This window comes from Hahella sp. CR1 (assembly GCF_029813005.1).
GTDB lineage: Bacteria > Pseudomonadota > Gammaproteobacteria > Pseudomonadales > Oleiphilaceae > Hahella.
On record NZ_JAPELK010000004.1, the window covers coordinates 435,369 to 450,062 of the forward strand.

Annotated in this window: 15 protein-coding genes and 1 tRNA gene; 11 read left to right on the plus strand and 5 right to left on the minus strand. The window is 53.1% G+C overall.

The window, feature by feature from the left end; translation table 11 throughout:
• The first annotated feature begins 10 nt into the window (after window positions 1-10).
• Window positions 11-1,072, plus strand: coding sequence for an AI-2E family transporter (locus tag ONV78_RS12595; RefSeq protein WP_216737241.1), 1,062 nt, complete (start codon window positions 11-13; stop codon window positions 1,070-1,072).
• A gap of 62 nt (window positions 1,073-1,134) precedes the next feature.
• Here the strand turns inward: ONV78_RS12595 and ONV78_RS12600 are convergent, their stop codons facing one another.
• The gene (locus tag ONV78_RS12600) at window positions 1,135-1,596 is read right to left on the minus strand and encodes a peroxiredoxin (protein WP_279503486.1); all 462 of its coding nucleotides are present in this window, start codon (window positions 1,594-1,596) and stop codon (window positions 1,135-1,137) included.
• A 112-nt stretch (window positions 1,597-1,708) separates the two neighbouring features.
• Window positions 1,709-2,245 (minus strand): glycine cleavage system protein R, encoded by a 537-nt coding sequence (locus ONV78_RS12605; RefSeq protein WP_347815413.1) that lies wholly within the window; start codon window positions 2,243-2,245, stop codon window positions 1,709-1,711.
• A 355-nt stretch (window positions 2,246-2,600) separates the two neighbouring features.
• Here ONV78_RS12605 and dapA point away from each other — a divergent pair, with 355 nt between their 5' ends.
• From dapA to ONV78_RS12655, 10 genes are all read left to right on the plus strand, one after another.
• A complete protein-coding gene (dapA, locus tag ONV78_RS12610) occupies window positions 2,601-3,482 on the plus strand; it encodes a 4-hydroxy-tetrahydrodipicolinate synthase (RefSeq protein ID WP_279503488.1) in 882 nt (293 codons plus the stop codon).
• Between the two features lie 75 nt (window positions 3,483-3,557).
• Window positions 3,558-4,529, plus strand: coding sequence for an outer membrane protein assembly factor BamC (bamC, locus tag ONV78_RS12615; protein ID WP_279503501.1), 972 nt, complete (start codon window positions 3,558-3,560; stop codon window positions 4,527-4,529).
• Between the two features lie 26 nt (window positions 4,530-4,555).
• Complete coding sequence (gene purC / locus ONV78_RS12620; protein ID WP_216737237.1) at window positions 4,556-5,266, plus strand: phosphoribosylaminoimidazolesuccinocarboxamide synthase; 711 nt, start codon at window positions 4,556-4,558, stop codon at window positions 5,264-5,266.
• Window positions 5,267-5,463: 197 nt separating this feature from the next.
• The gene (locus tag ONV78_RS12625; protein WP_216737236.1) at window positions 5,464-6,195 is read left to right on the plus strand and encodes a TIGR04219 family outer membrane beta-barrel protein; all 732 of its coding nucleotides are present in this window, start codon (window positions 5,464-5,466) and stop codon (window positions 6,193-6,195) included.
• Between the two features lie 110 nt (window positions 6,196-6,305).
• Window positions 6,306-7,313, plus strand: a complete 1,008-nt coding sequence (locus ONV78_RS12630; protein WP_127969325.1) for an NAD-dependent epimerase — start codon at window positions 6,306-6,308, stop codon at window positions 7,311-7,313.
• 3 nt (window positions 7,314-7,316) lie between these two features.
• Window positions 7,317-7,952, plus strand: a complete 636-nt coding sequence (gene can / locus ONV78_RS12635) for a carbonate dehydratase (protein WP_216737234.1) — start codon at window positions 7,317-7,319, stop codon at window positions 7,950-7,952.
• Between the two features lie 54 nt (window positions 7,953-8,006).
• A complete protein-coding gene (gene moaB / locus ONV78_RS12640) occupies window positions 8,007-8,573 on the plus strand; it encodes a molybdenum cofactor biosynthesis protein B (RefSeq protein ID WP_216737233.1) in 567 nt (188 codons plus the stop codon).
• Window positions 8,570-9,841, plus strand: coding sequence for a gephyrin-like molybdotransferase Glp (gene glp, locus ONV78_RS12645; protein WP_279503503.1), 1,272 nt, complete (start codon window positions 8,570-8,572; stop codon window positions 9,839-9,841). Before moaB ends, glp begins: the two co-directional genes overlap by 4 nt.
• Before the next feature lie 118 nt (window positions 9,842-9,959).
• Window positions 9,960-10,036: transfer RNA gene (locus tag ONV78_RS12650), tRNA-Val, on the plus strand.
• Between the two features lie 144 nt (window positions 10,037-10,180).
• Window positions 10,181-10,606 carry a helix-turn-helix transcriptional regulator gene (locus ONV78_RS12655; RefSeq protein ID WP_279503504.1) on the plus strand — a complete coding sequence of 142 codons (426 nt, stop codon included), beginning with the start codon at window positions 10,181-10,183 and terminating at the stop codon, window positions 10,604-10,606.
• A 120-nt stretch (window positions 10,607-10,726) separates the two neighbouring features.
• Here the strand turns inward: ONV78_RS12655 and galU are convergent, their stop codons facing one another.
• The 3 genes from galU to ONV78_RS12670 form a co-directional block, all read right to left on the minus strand.
• Window positions 10,727-11,566, minus strand: a complete 840-nt coding sequence (gene galU, locus ONV78_RS12660) for a UTP--glucose-1-phosphate uridylyltransferase GalU (protein WP_127969330.1) — start codon at window positions 11,564-11,566, stop codon at window positions 10,727-10,729.
• 147 nt (window positions 11,567-11,713) lie between these two features.
• Window positions 11,714-12,403, minus strand: a complete 690-nt coding sequence (locus tag ONV78_RS12665) for an NrdJb (protein WP_279503505.1) — start codon at window positions 12,401-12,403, stop codon at window positions 11,714-11,716.
• 137 nt (window positions 12,404-12,540) lie between these two features.
• A complete protein-coding gene (locus tag ONV78_RS12670) occupies window positions 12,541-14,679 on the minus strand; it encodes an adenosylcobalamin-dependent ribonucleoside-diphosphate reductase (protein ID WP_216737229.1) in 2,139 nt (712 codons plus the stop codon).
• Window positions 14,680-14,694 lie beyond the last annotated feature (15 nt).

Consider the following 14,694-nt stretch of genomic DNA (forward strand, 5'->3'; position numbering starts at 1 on the left):
GCGCATTTCGATGTTAAAAGTATTTAAGAGCTGGTTTGACAAGTACTTCTCTGATGAGGAAGCCGTCATTCTGTTTATCCTGCTGGTGGCGGGCGTTCTGGTAATGGCGTTTTTCGGCGCCATGCTGGCGCCGGTGATCGGCAGTATTGTCATTGCTTATATTTTGCAGGGGTTGGTGATCAAGCTGCAGCGTCTGGGAATGGGGCATATTTATGCAGTGCTTTCCGTATTTGCGCTATTCGTAGGCGTGACGCTGGCGAGCGTGCTGCTGATCCTTCCGTTGATGGTGCGTCAGGTCACCTCCTTATTTCAGGAGCTGCCCACCATGATGACCAATCTGCAAACCTTGATAAAACTCCTGCCTGAGCAATACCCTCAATTCTTTACGGAAGAGAGTGTGGTGGGGCTGTCTCGTCAATTGACGACAGAAGTGAGCAAAATCACGCAGTGGGTTTTCTCTTTCTCTTTATCCAGCATTCCCACTTTGCTTGCGATCATGATCTATGCGGTGCTGGTGCCGATCATGGTGTTCTTCTTCCTGAAAGATCGCGGCGTCATTTTGAATTCGCTATCGACGCTGCTGCCGACAGAGCGTCGCTTAATGACCAATATCTGGGCGGAGGCCAACATGCAGTTCGCCAACTACATCCGTGGCAAGGTGTTGGAGATTCTGATAGTGGGAGTGGCGACCTATGTCGCATTCGTACTGATGGGGCTCAACTATTCTCTGCTGTTGGCGGTTCTGGTTGGGCTGTCGGTGGTGATTCCCTACATTGGCGCGGCTATTGTGACCATTCCTGTGGCGTTGATTGCGCTGTTTCAGTGGGGATGGGGGCCTGATTTCATCTGGTTGATGGTGGCCTACGGCGTTATTCAGGCGCTGGATGGTAATGTATTGGTGCCATTGTTGTTCTCCGAAGTGGTGAACCTGCATCCAGTGGTGATTATTGTCAGCGTATTGGTATTTGGCGGGTTGTGGGGTATTTGGGGAGTGTTTTTCGCGATTCCTCTGGCGACCTTATTGAAGGCGATCTTTTCAGCCTGGCCAACCGTCAAAGCGGCGGGAGTGTAATGTCAGGACGAGCCCGGCGATCCGGGCTCGTCCATAAAATCAAGAAAGTTCTTTGGCTGCCTTTACAACGCTTTGGCGGCTTCCAGTACTTCCGCTACGTGTCCTTTCACCTTTACTTTGCGCCACTCGTTGCGCAGCACGCCTTCGGCGTCAATGAGAAAGGTTGAGCGATCAATTCCCATATATTCCTTGCCATAAAGCTTCTTCAGTTTGATGACGTCGAATACCTTGCATACGACCTCGTCCGGGTCCGTGATGAGTTCGAATGGGAAGTCGTGTTTGGCTTTGAAATTTTGGTGGGTTTTCAGGCTGTCTTTAGAGACGCCGAACACCACTGTGTTCAGCTTTTCGAATTCGGCGTAGTTATCTCTGAAATCCTGGCCTTCTGTGGTGCACCCTGGAGTATGGTCCTTAGGGTAGAAATAAATGACGACATTTTTGCCTTTCAGGTCGCTCAGTCGAACGGTTTGATCCGGGGTGGCCTGGGCCTCGAAATCGGGAACGGCTTGTCCTGGTTGCGCCATGGTGGCTCCTTATTTCTGTTACGGTCGAATTGATGGGGATTAATAGATGCGCGGAGCGCCTAACTGTGCGTTTTACGTTGGCGCTCTGATGACGGATGTATATCGCGCTAAGTTAAATTGAGCGCATTGGCTCCAGTACTGCGTCCAGATTAAGGTCGTCGCAGAACAGCATGAACTCTTCGCGCAAACTCGCCAAGTGCATATCCGCAGGAATGTTTACGGTCATGTTGATATTAAACATCTGCGTGCCGGAATGCGGGGCGCTGTAGGTGTTGGTCTGTAGCTCATCAATATTGATTTTGCGGGAATAAAAGAACTGCGCAATCCGGTAGACGATGCCTGGGTGATCCAGCGCCACTACATTGACGTTATAAGTGAGCGCGCGCGCTGGGCGTCGGGCCTGAGTCTGTTTAATGATCAGGTTTAGATCAAGCTTGCGGGCCAACGGGGGGATTATATTTTCCAGTTTGGCGATGGCGTCCCAGCTGCCGGACACCATCATAACCAGGGCGAATTCGGTTCCCAGCACCGTCATGCGACTGTCGACAATGTTGCACTGGTAGTCTGAGCAGGCTTTGGCCAATTCGTTAACGATTCCCGGGCGGTCTTCGCCAATAGCGGAAATGACCAGATAATTTTCTCTAGGCAATGTATTTCCCATTCTTAATGTATATGTGTAGATGGATTGCAACGCACATACTCCTCCGGGCCCCCGCCACTGTCAAGTGTCCCCGGGGCGTGGCGTTGCGGGTCCTTTTATCCGCGCCAGTCTTGTTAATATTAAGGGTGGGAAGTACCATACCCGGGTTAGTAGAGGAAGGGCTCTCGGCGCCGTCCAAGCGCTGTTGTGAAATCGCTTTACAGCACATTCCGGAATTATTCATGGCATTCCTATTCCGCATGGATGGCGAGCGTTGTCCATAGGCGGCGCGTTTTATTCCACAAGCGTCCTGCGACGCCGGTTTAGTGCGTAAAGAACTAGTTGTTAATACGTGGAGAACAAGATGATAAAAGGTAGCTTGGTTGCATTGGTGACTCCCATGCTTGAGGATGGCTCCATTGACTGGCCAAACCTTGACCGATTGCTCGATTTTCATATTGATAACGGCACTCACGGCATTGTCGCCGTAGGCACCACAGGGGAGTCCGCGACCCTGGATTTTGAAGAGCACGAAACAGTTATCAAGCGGGTGGTGGATTACGTCAACGGACGCATCCCCGTTATTGCAGGCACGGGCGCCAACTCCACGACCGAAGCCCTGCATCTCACGGCGCAGGCGAAAAAAGCCGGCGCTGACGCCTGTCTTCTGGTAACTCCCTACTACAACAAGCCCACTCAGGAAGGTCTTTTCCAGCATTTCAAAAAGCTGGCGGAAGCCGTCGATATTCCACAGATTCTTTACAACGTGCCAGGGCGCACCGCCTGCGATATGTCCAATGAGACCGCGCTGCGATTGGCGCAGATCCCTAATATAGTGGGGATTAAAGACGCGACGGGTAACCTGGAAAGAGGGCGGCAGCTTATTAACGCTTCCCCTGAGGGGTTTGCGGTTTACTCTGGGGATGACGGCACTGCGGTTGAGTTAATGCTCGCCGGCGGCAAAGGCAATATTTCCGTCACCGCCAACGTAGCGCCTAAATTATTGTCCAGCCTGTGTGAGTTTGCTCTGAAAGGCGATGCGGATGCCGCTCGCGCCCTGCAGGAGAAACTGCAACCGCTGCATAGCGCCATGTTCGTTGAATCCAACCCGATCCCGGTGAAGTGGGCGATGGCTGAAATGGGGCTGATCAGTTCCGGAATTCGTCTCCCACTGACGGAGTTGAGCTCTGAACGCAGACCTCAAGTGCGCGACGCTCTAATGGCGTTGGACCTGATTAGCGAATAACGGACGGCCTCTGTTTTGATGAAACGTTTATTAAGTAGTGTTCTTATTGCGGCGGGGCTGTCGGGATGTAGTCTCATGACTGACCGTTCCAATCAATATATGCAGGCTGAGCGCGGCGATCCTTTGGTCGTGCCGGAGTGGTATTCCACCCGTCGCCTGCAGGACCGTTTCCCTGTGCCGCACGCGGAAAAGGCGTTTGTCGCCAGCAAGGACTTCGTGGTCCCGCCTCCGCCAGCGCCTGGCTCTGATCTGTTGCAAGAGCATTTCGCCATCAAGAAAACGGCTGACGATATCTGGTTGCTGGCCAGTGAGCCGCCAGGAAAAGTTTGGCCTGCGCTGAAACGCTATTGGGAGTCCATCGGCGGCAGCGTGGCGGAAGTGGATACCGCGGAAGGACGTATGCAGGTGAGCCTGCCGATGAACTCGCTGAAAGCGTCTGAGTTTGTCAGCAAAATGCAGTTGCAGCCTTACGTCAATAATGAGCAGTTGCAACTGCAGGTGCGAGTGCAGCAAGGTTTGAAAAGACTGAGCTCGGAAGTTCGAGTGACGGTCCAGGGTATGCCATTGATGGGGCCAACGCCTCAGCAGGAAAGCCTGTTGACGGATATGCGTCAGTATATGAGCGATCAAGGCGAGAGCCTGGGTAGTTACTCACTGGTGGCTCAGAATATCGGCGGCGAGTCTCGCGTATCGCTGGTGGAGAATGCTGATCAGCCCTATCTGCGGGTGGATCTCAATTATGACCGCGCCTGGTTTGCGCTGGGGCAGGCGTTGAATGACAGCCGCATTCCCGTGATTGATATCAACCGGAGCGAGGGTGTGTACTTCGTGCGCTTCGTCGAGAAAGAGCATGAGAAAAACACAAGCTGGTGGTCTGGCTGGTTTGGCGGTAAAGAGGAAGAGAAACTGTCCGACAGATTCAACTTCCGTGTTTTGCTGTCTCCCGCAGACGATGGCGTACACATATCCTCCGAACCAACGTCCTCGGACGTTGGCCGGCAAGAGCAGTTGATCCTGCTGAACAAGATTCTGGATAACATGTCTTAATTCAACTAACTGCGGAGACGCCCTCAATGCAAAAGCTCGAAGAGCTGTATTCTGGAAAAGCCAAGTCGATCTTTAAAACGGATGACGCGGACCTGTTTGTAATGGAGTTCCGTGACGATACTTCCGCTTTCGACGGTGTAAAGAAAGCGAAGCTGAGCCGCAAGGGTGAAGTAAACAATAAATTCAATGCTTTCATTATGAGCAAGTTGGCGGAAGCTGGCGTGCCCGTCCATTTTGTTCGCCTGCTTTCCGAGCGTGAGTCCCTGGTTAAGCGCTTGCAGATGATTCCTGTGGAGTGCGTTGTGCGTAACGTGGCCGCCGGCAGCCTGTGTCGCCGTCTGGGAATTCGTGAAGGCATGGAACTGACTCCTCCTACTTACGAACTGTTCCTGAAGAACGATGAGCTGCATGATCCGATGATTAATGAGCATCATGCGCGGGCTTTCGGTTGGGCGACGGACGAACAGCTTGAGGAAATGAAGGCGCAGACTTTCAAAGTGAACGAGATTCTGAAGTCTTTGTTCGACGCCGCCGGCATGACCCTGGTGGACTACAAGCTGGAGTTCGGCCTGGTTGACGGAAAAGTCACGCTGGGCGATGAATTCAGCCCTGACGGCTGCCGTATCTGGGACAAGGCCACTGGTGAGAAAATGGACAAGGACCGTTTCCGTCAGGATCTGGGCGACGTCATCGAATATTACGAAGAAGTCGGCCGCAGGTTAGGCGTCCAGTTCTAATCACTCTCCTAATCGGGCCGGCCATCGCCGGCCCTTTTTGTAAATAAAGTTGGTTCAGCAAGCGTTCATAATCAATAATTAAGCTGTGCCCGGGAGCCTTCGCACGACGCCCGGCCTGACGCAGGCTCCTCTCATTACTTTAAGCCCATCTGGTAAAGCAGGGCGGGCTATTCGCCAATGAAATAGAGGAATAATTAATGAAAAGAGCAACGATGACGTTATTGGCGGCGATTGCCTGTAACGGCGCTTATGCTGATACGATTGGGCTGTTCGCCGGCGTGAGCGGCTGGAACGCGGACTTTACCGGCGACGTCCAGTCGGGTTCAGAATCCGTGGATCTGGAAAATGATCTGGGATTGGGCGACGACACATTCATTCAGGGCTATGTGGCGTTTGAGCACTTTGTTCCCGGGCTGCCCAATTTGCGTCTGCAGTACACCGAGCTGAGCCAGAACGGCCAAGGCACGTTGACCAAAACATTCGATGGCGTGACCTTTACTGGCGATGTCGACACCGATGTAGATCTGACTCATACCGACCTTATAGCCTATTGGCGTCTTTTAGATAATGTCGTATCACTTGACCTTGGTCTGCAGGCCCGTATTTTTGACGGTGAGATCACTATTAAGCAAAAAGGCGCATCCACGAATGAAAGCACCACAGCCATCGACGAAGTCGTGCCAATGCTGTACGGCGCAGTGGGTGTAGACCTTCCTCTTACCGGCTTAAGCGCCGGCGCATCTCTTGCAGGCCTGAAATACAGCGACAACCGTATGCTCGACGTTACCGCCCGCATCAACTATGAAATTGAGGTGGTGGGCGTTGAGCTGGGTTGGCGTGAAATGCAACTGGAGCTGGACGATGTCAGCGATGTGGACGCTGATGTGAATATCGGCGGACCATATCTCGGAGTAAGCGTTCATTTCTGATGTGATTGCGCCCTGATTGTTTGCAGGGCGTTTGAGTTGTTTTTGAGCGCCTGGCGCACTGTTTTTCGCCTGGCGCGCTTCGAGACTGAATTCGTATAGGGGGATGTAAAATGAAAGTATTAGTAACAGGAACGGCCGGCTTTATCGGCTCTCATGTCGCATTGAGGCTGCTGGATCGTGGGGATGAGGTTATCGGTGTTGATAATCTCAATGATTATTATGAAGTTTCCCTGAAAGAAGCCCGTCTCGCACGTTTGACGCCATACAAAGGCTTTACTGATGTGCGCCTGGATGTCGCGGATCGCGAAGGCATTGAAGCGCTATTCGCCAAACACAAGCCTGATCGCGTGGTTCACCTTGCCGCTCAGGCCGGTGTTCGTTACTCCATCGAAAACCCGCATGCCTATGTGTCCGCGAACCTGGTGGGGCACATGAATATTCTGGAAGGCTGCCGTCATAACAAGGTTGATCATCTGGTTTACGCTTCCAGCAGCTCTGTATACGGCGCTAATGAATCCATGCCTTTCTCCGTGCATGACAATGTGGATCACCCTTTGAGCCTGTATGCGGCGACCAAGAAGTCCAATGAGCTGATGTCCCATACCTATAGTTCGCTGTATGGGATTCCGACGACGGGTTTACGCTTCTTTACTGTGTACGGTCCTTGGGGGCGTCCGGATATGGCGCTATTTATTTTTACGCGCAAAATCATCGCTGGCGAGCCAATCGACGTATTCAACTATGGCAAGCACAAGCGCGACTTCACTTATATCGACGATATTGTGGAAGGCATCATCCGTACGCTGGATCACGTGGCTCCAAGCAACCTGGAATGGGACGGCATGCAGCCTGATCCTGGCACCAGCAAAGCGCCGTATCGCATTTACAACATCGGCAGCAACAATCCGGTGGAGCTGTCCCGCTATATAGAAATTCTGGAAGAGTGCCTGGGCAAAAAAGCGGAAAGAAATCTGCTGCCCATGCAGCCTGGTGATGTGCCCGCCACCTATGCGGATGTGCAGGCGCTGATCGACGACGTGGGTTATCGTCCCTCCACGACAGTGGAAGAGGGCGTTAAGAAATTTGTTGAATGGTATCGTGACTATTATCGTGTGTGATAGATGGACGAAATTAATCAGCTTCTTATAAACAACAAAAAATGGTCGGAGAAAATCCGTAAGGCTGATCCCGACTTTTTTCCTACTTTGGAGCGCCAACAGGCGCCCACTTTTATGTGGATCGGCTGCTCCGACAGCCGCGTGCCGGCGAATGAAATCGTCGGTATGCTGCCTGGAGAGGTCTTTGTGCACCGCAACGTCGCTAACGTGGTGGTCAACTCTGATCTCAATTGCCTTTCCTCCATCCAGTTTGCGGTGGAAGTCCTGAAGGTGCGGCACATTATCGTCACCGGCCATTACGGCTGTGGCGGCGTGCGTGCGGCGCTGGGCGCGGATCAGTTCGGCTTGATCGACAACTGGTTGCGGCATATCAAGGATATTTACGCCCAACATCAGGATGAAGTGGACGCCATTGAAGACATGGGCGAGCGCGTCAACCGCATGTGCGAGCTCAATGTCATGCATCAGGTGCGCCACGTTTGCCATACAGGCATCGTTCAGAACGCCTGGAGCAGAGGGCAGCCGTTGTCAGTGCATGGATGGTGCTATGGGCTTAGCGACGGGTTGCTCAAAGATCTGCAGGTGACTCAATCCGGCCCTGAGCAACTGGGTTCCGTGTATACCTATATTGGGAAATAGTAATTTCTGCCTGCTCCCGGCAGAATCCGACACAAATGGTCAAGGTGTAAAATCATGGGACAGCATATCGTAGCCGAGTTCATGCCGCTCAATGTGGCGGTGTTGACCGTTTCCGATACTCGCACGCAGGAGACGGATACCTCCGGACAGGCTCTTGTGGACGGCGCGCGGGGAGCGGGACATGAAATTATTGATCGGACGTTGATTCCAGATGACGTCTATCTGATGAGGGCGGTGGTTTCCGCCTGGATTGCGGACCCGCAAGTGCAGGTGGTGTTGATTACCGGCGGCACTGGTTTTACCGGCAGAGACAGTACCCCGGAAGCGATCAAGCCGCTGTTCGATAAAGAAGTGGAAGGGTTTGGAGAGCTGTTTCGCGCCATTTCCTATCAAGAGATTGGCACCTCTACTGTGCAGTCCAGAGCCATCGCCGGGCTGGCTAATGGCACGGTGGTTTTCTGTATGCCGGGCTCTACCAACGCCTGTAAAACCGCTTGGAATAAAATCATCGCCGAACAACTGGATGCGCGACATAAACCTTGTAACTTTGTTGGCTTGTTGAAGCAGCCGGGAAAGTCTGCTGAGGGCTCTGAGAAGCCCGGCTGCGGACCTCGCGGATGAGCGCCTCCAATACTCAGGCGCATAGTCGCCACAGTTGTGACGCGCCGTCTTCTGGACTGCGCCCTGTCGCGGACGCCAAGGGTATTCTGCAAGCGGCTGCGCAGCCCATCGTAGGGGATGAAATTGTTCCTCTGCTTGAAGCGGCTGGCAGAGTGCTGGCGGAGGATGTGGTATCGGCCATTATGGTCCCTCCAACGGATAATAGCGCTGTGGATGGTTACGCCATTCCCAGAGAGGCCTGCGAGGCGGAGTTGGAAATAGCGCTGCCAATTTCTCAGCGTATCCCTGCGGGAGAAAGTCCGCCCCCCTTAAAAGCGGGCTCTGCGGCGCGCATTTTTACGGGGGCGGCTATTCCTGAGAGCGCCGCCGCTGTCGTCATGCAGGAGCACTGTCGGCTGGAAGGCGAGACCGTGGTTGTTCCCGCTGGGGTGCGACAAGGTAATAATCTGCGTCAGGCCGGTCAGGATATCCAGGTAGGACAGACTGTTGTTGGCGCAGGTAAGAAGCTGCTTCCGCAGGACCTGGGTCTGATCGCCTCCGTAGGCGTGGCGCAGGTTAAAGTGCGTCGCAAACTTCGGGTGGCGGTGTTGTCCACGGGCGATGAGCTGGTTGAGCCTGGCGCGCCTCTGCCGGCGGGTAAGATTTATAACTCGAACCGCTACACTCTGTGTGGCCTGTTATCTCGCTTTCAGTGCGAGATTATCGATCTTGGCGTGATAGCCGACACCTACGAGGCGACGGAGCGGGCGTTATTGCAGGCGGCAGCGGATGCGGATTTGATTATCTCCAGCGGCGGCGTTTCGGTGGGAGAAGAGGATCATGTCAAGGCTGCGGTGGAAGCGAACGGGGAGCTGAATATGTGGCGGTTGGCCATAAAGCCCGGTAAGCCCCTTGCTTTTGGTCAGGTTGGCGCAACCCCGTTTCTAGGCCTTCCTGGTAACCCTGCCGCAGTGTTCGTGACTTTTTGCATACTGGCGCGCCCCTATATTTTGAAGATGCAGGGCGCTGCTGAGAGTGGGGCGTCTGCGGTGGCGCGCCTGCCCGCGTTGTTTGATATCCCCAGGCCTGGCGGGCGTGAGGAATATCTGCGCGTGAGAGTCTCAGTGGACGATGAGGGAAGGGCGGGGCTGGAAATGCACCCCAATCAAAGCTCAGGCGTGCTGTCTTCCGCAAGCTGGGCGGATGGCTTTGCTGTAGCGCCAGCAAATACGACGATTCAACGTGGAGATCTGGTAGAGTATATTTCCTTTATCTCCATGGGCTTGTGAGTACGTTTTTTAGCCGTATTTCGTGGAAGGAATCAAATATTTAACGGATGTGCGTAATATGAATAAAAGTGCTTGCTCAGGTCAGGCTTCTTTGTTATCTTACGCACCCGCTGACAGCAGGACCGTAGCTCAGTTGGTTAGAGCGCCACGTTGACATCGTGGAGGTCACCAGTTCGAATCTGGTCGGTCCTACCAATTCCCTTCTTTGTCAGTATTTTTTTTAGTTTCTCAAATTATTCAAAAATAGTTTGCTGTCCACGGCCCTTGTGGCGTCTGAATGGCTGGTTTGTATTGACTTTTTAGTGATACGATTGCCGAAAACCAGTCACGGAGCGGGGCATGAAGTATCTTCGAACCTTCTATCAGCGCCTTCGGGATTTTCGGCACAAGAAAAAGCTTACCCTTGAGGACATCGCTACCTTTTGTCAGGTGGATGTCACGGTTGTGGCTGGTTGGGAAAATCCTATTGAATCCCAGCGTTGTTTCCCTTCTATCGATAATCTGTTTGACCTTTGCGTAAAGACGGGCGTTTCCCTGGATGCGCTGCTGGACTTTGATCAGAACGAAAAAACCAATCCTCAGTTGGACTTACCCGGTTTTGAGTTGGGCGAGGATGGGGATTTGGATACGGTCATTGAGCGCCTGACCAAAGTGATGGAAGAGGCATTGCCCGACTCGACGGAGCGGTTGTTGCTGAAACGCTTTCGCGCCAGTGACGAAGATAAAAAGCGCTTTATCCTGCAGTTAATGAATAGCGGAGAATGATGCTTCCCTCAGTTCGCGTCTATTGTCTTTGTCTGTATGCTCTGTTCTAGATGGCAGGGCGCCCCAAATAAAAAAGCGCCCATTTAGGCGCTTTTTTGGTGCATGGAAAAAGGTGATGAATTACATCAGGCCTTTTTTGTACACGTTTTCGTAGACATAGTTGGTGGCTTCAACAAAGCCATCGATGCTGCCGCAGTCGAAACGACGTCCCTTGAACTTATACGCCAGCACGCAGCCGTCTTTGGCTTGCTTCAGCAGTGCGTCGGTCACTTGAACTTCGCCGTTCTTGCCGGGCTCTGTGTCGCGGATGATGTCGAAAATATCCGGCGTCAGAATATAGCGGCCGATAATGGCGTAGTTGGACGGAGCCTGGTCGACGGGTGGCTTCTCCACCATGTCTGTGACGCGGAACAGGCCTTCTTTCATTGGGTCGCCAGCGATGACGCCATACTTATGAACTTCGTCGTGTGGAACTTCCTGGATGGCCACAATGCTGCAACGGAATTGATTGTACAGCTTGGTCATCTGGGCCAGCACGCTGTCTTCGCCTTCTTCCACCATGCAGAGGTCGTCTGCAAGTACGACTGCGAACGGCTCGTCGCCGATCAGAGTCTGTCCGGAAAGAATAGCGTGTCCTAAACCTTTCATTTCATTTTGGCGGGTGAATGAGAATTTATTGTTATTTATCAGGCTGCGAATGCTGGAGAGAAGCTCTTCCTTACCGGTTCCCTTGATCTGTTGTTCCAGCTCATAAGAAATATCAAAGTGGTCCGCAATGGCCCGCTTACCCCGGCCGGTAACAAAACCGAAAGAGTTCATGCCGGCGGCGACTGCTTCTTCTACGCCGTACTGAACCAGTGGTTTGCTTACGACAGGCAGCATTTCTTTAGGCATGGCTTTGGTGGCGGGCAGGAATCGGGTTCCATAACCCGCTACCGGAAACAGGCACTTTTTAATCATATATTCTCCTTGAAGTTGTGTAGGGCGTTAGTCTACTTGGATTTAGTTATCTTGCAAATCTCGGTCCACCGTTTCCAAAAACGAAAAAAGGAGGGACTCACCCTCCTATTTTGACATTGATTTCATAACAACTTTATTAACAGTTGTTCAGCCGCACTTACTGTCGCCACAATTGAGACAGGTTTGGCATCCATCCATCAAGATCACGGATTTTTGGCTGCATTTCTTACACATTGTCGCGTTTGTAGGGAAGGCGGAGCCATCCGCACTCGCTTCATTTTTCTGCCGCGCCTCGTACTCTGCGCGTTTCTCCGCGATCATGCGTTTATGAGCGTCGCTCATTTCCTCGGACTCGATAATGCCCAGCGCTTTCATGTGCTTTTCAATGACTGCGCCGATTTCCGCCACCAGGGAGGGGACAAAAATGCCACCTTTCTTGTAGTAGCCGCCGCTGGGATCATGCACGGACAGCAGCTCTTCCAGCAGGAAGGTAATGTCGCCGCCTTTGCGGAACACGGCGGAGATAACCCGCGTCAGTGCGATAACCCACTGAAAGTGTTCCATGGATTTGGAGTTGATGAAGATTTCATACGGACGACGAGCTTCGTGGTCGGTGCCTTCATTCAACAGGATGTCGTTGATGGTGATATAAAACGCATGCTCCGACACCGGGGGTTTGATCTTGTACGTCGTGCCGAGAAGGAAATCCGGGCGCTCGATTTTTTCATTCATTTCAACCGGCTGTGGTTGCTCCTGAACCGGTTCGCTCGCCGGCGCAACGTCACTGGGCTTGTGAACTTTGTAGCCGACAATTTTCTTTTCAATTTTAACAGCCATGACTGTATACCCTTGTGTACGGTGGCTTTGCTCAGGTTTTCCCGGGAAAACCTAGCTGCAGGCGCATATTATGCGCCCATTTTTAACATTTTCTATGGAGAAACCCGGCGATTTTACGAAATCGCCAGGACTTCGCCTCAGTATTTTCCGTAAGTGCCTTCTTTCAAGGCGTCGAACAGGTTGGCGGCGGTGTGGGTTTCACCGTCATACTCAACTTCTTCGTTGCCTTTCAGTTTAATGGTTTGGCCATCTTCGGTGGTGAACTCGTAAAAGGTGTTCTCCAGGTCTTTCTCTTTGACCAATACGCCCTGGAAGGCTTCCGGGTTGAAGCGGAAGGTGGTGCAGCCTTTCAGGCCTTTTTCGTAGGCGTACATGTAAATGTCCTTGAACTCCCCATATGGGAAGTCGGTCGGGACATTGGCGGTTTTGGAGATGGAAGAGTCCACCCACAGTTGCGCCGCCGCCTGAATATCCACGTGCTGCTTGGGCGTCACGTCGTCACTGGTGGTGAAGTACGCAGGCAATTGCGCTTCGGCGTCCTCTGAGAATGGCATGGCTTTGGGATTGACCAGGTGGCGATACGCCAGCAGCTCATAGGAGAATACGTCCATTTTCTCTTTGGTCTTCTTGCCCTGGCGAATCACGTTACGGGAATAGTGATGGGCGAAGCTGGGCTCAATGCCGTTGCTGGCGTTGTTGGCAAGTGACAGGGAAATGGTGCCAGTAGGAGCAATGGACGTATGGTGCGTGAAGCGCGCGCCTTTTTTAGCCAGTGCGTCGACCAGCTTGGGATCAGCTTCCGCAACGCGCTGCATGTAGCGGCTGTACTTGGCGTGCAGCACTTTACCTTTCAGTTTGTCGCCGGCTTTCAGGCCGTCTTTCGCCATTTCCGGACGCAGGCGCAGCATTTCTTCGGTGACGACAAAAGTGTCTTCCATGATAGGAGCCGGGCCTTTTTCTTTCGCCAGCTCCAAACCTTGGCGCCAGCCTTCCAGCGCCATCTCGCGGCATACTTCTTCAGTGAAGCTGACGGATTCGTCTGAACCGTAAGGCATGCGCAACATGGCCAGCGTGGAGCCCAGGCCCAGAATGCCCATGCCGTGGCGGCGCTTATACTGAATTTCGTGACGCTGACCTTCCAGCGGCAGGCCGTTGATCTCCACCACGTTATCCAGCATGCGGGTGAAAATGGCCACGACCTTGCGATACTTGTCGAAGTTGAACTTGGCGTTTTCAGTGAACGGATATTCCACGAACTTGGTCAGGTTCACTGAGCCCAGCAGACAGCTGCCGTAAGGCGGCAGAGGCTGTTCGCCGCAGGGGTTGGTGGCGCGAATGTTCTCGCAGAACCAGTTGTTGTTCATTTCATTGACTTTGTCGATCAGGATGAAGCCTGGCTCGGCGAAGTCATAAGTGGACGTCATGATGGCGTCCCAAATAGAACGCGCTTTAACTGTTCGGTAAATACGGCAGGCGACGCGGCCGCTTTCATCCGTCATATAGCCGTCTTTTACCGGGAAGTCGCGATACAGGTATTGAGTTTCGTCGTTGACGTCAATGTTGTCTTCTTCCGCTTCTTTGCGAGTGATGGGGAAGGAGAAACGCCAATCTTCGTCGTTTTGAACCGCTTTGATGAAGTCTTCAGTGATCAGCAGGGACAGGTTGAACTGACGTAGGCGACCGTCTTCGCGCTTGGCGCGAACGAAATCAAAGACGTCCGGGTGATGCACGTCGAAAGTGGCCATCTGCGCGCCGCGGCGTCCGCCGGCGGAGGAGACGGTGAAGCACATCTTGTCGAAGATATCCATGAACGACAATGGGCCGGAAGTGGTGGCGCCGGCGCCGGCCACATACGCGCCTTTCGGACGCAGTGTGGAGAATTCATAACCAATGCCGCAGCCAGCCTTGAGGGTGAGGCCGGCTTCGTGGTTTTTCAGCAGGATATCGTCCATTGAATCCATGATGCTGCCGGATACGGTGCAGTTGATCGTGGACGTGGCGGGCTTGTGTTCTTCCGCTCCAGCGTTGGACATGATGCGACCGGCTGGAATGGCTCCGTTTTCCAGCGCCCATACGAAGTCCGCCAGCACCTTCTCGCGTATGCTGTCGGCTTCCACGGAGGACAGCGCCTTGGCGACGCGTTCGTAAGTACCCAGGATGTCTTTGTCCACAGGGCTTCCAGACTTGGTTTTCAGTTGGTATTTGGTTTCCCAGATATCGACGGAAGCGGGCTGCATATCAATAGGCGCGATAAGCTGCTGGACTTTGGCGTTCATAATATCCCTCAAATC

Coding starts and splice junctions, on each gene's coding strand:
- ONV78_RS12595 (WP_216737241.1), top strand. CDS start 11: ATGTTAAAAGTATTTAAGAGCTGGTTTGACAAGTACTTCTCTGATGAG.
- purC (WP_216737237.1), top strand. CDS start 4,556: ATGCAAAAGCTCGAAGAGCTGTATTCTGGAAAAGCCAAGTCGATCTTT.
- dapA (WP_279503488.1), top strand. CDS start 2,601: ATGATAAAAGGTAGCTTGGTTGCATTGGTGACTCCCATGCTTGAGGAT.
- ONV78_RS12670 (WP_216737229.1), bottom strand. CDS start 14,679: ATGAACGCCAAAGTCCAGCAGCTTATCGCGCCTATTGATATGCAGCCC.
- ONV78_RS12665 (WP_279503505.1), bottom strand. CDS start 12,403: ATGGCTGTTAAAATTGAAAAGAAAATTGTCGGCTACAAAGTTCACAAG.
- ONV78_RS12600 (WP_279503486.1), bottom strand. CDS start 1,596: ATGGCGCAACCAGGACAAGCCGTTCCCGATTTCGAGGCCCAGGCCACC.
- glp (WP_279503503.1), top strand. CDS start 8,570: ATGAGCGCCTCCAATACTCAGGCGCATAGTCGCCACAGTTGTGACGCG.
- ONV78_RS12655 (WP_279503504.1), top strand. CDS start 10,181: ATGAAGTATCTTCGAACCTTCTATCAGCGCCTTCGGGATTTTCGGCAC.
- bamC (WP_279503501.1), top strand. CDS start 3,558: ATGACTGACCGTTCCAATCAATATATGCAGGCTGAGCGCGGCGATCCT.
- moaB (WP_216737233.1), top strand. CDS start 8,007: ATGGGACAGCATATCGTAGCCGAGTTCATGCCGCTCAATGTGGCGGTG.
- ONV78_RS12630 (WP_127969325.1), top strand. CDS start 6,306: ATGAAAGTATTAGTAACAGGAACGGCCGGCTTTATCGGCTCTCATGTC.
- ONV78_RS12625 (WP_216737236.1), top strand. CDS start 5,464: ATGAAAAGAGCAACGATGACGTTATTGGCGGCGATTGCCTGTAACGGC.
- galU (WP_127969330.1), bottom strand. CDS start 11,566: ATGATTAAAAAGTGCCTGTTTCCGGTAGCGGGTTATGGAACCCGATTC.
- can (WP_216737234.1), top strand. CDS start 7,317: ATGGACGAAATTAATCAGCTTCTTATAAACAACAAAAAATGGTCGGAG.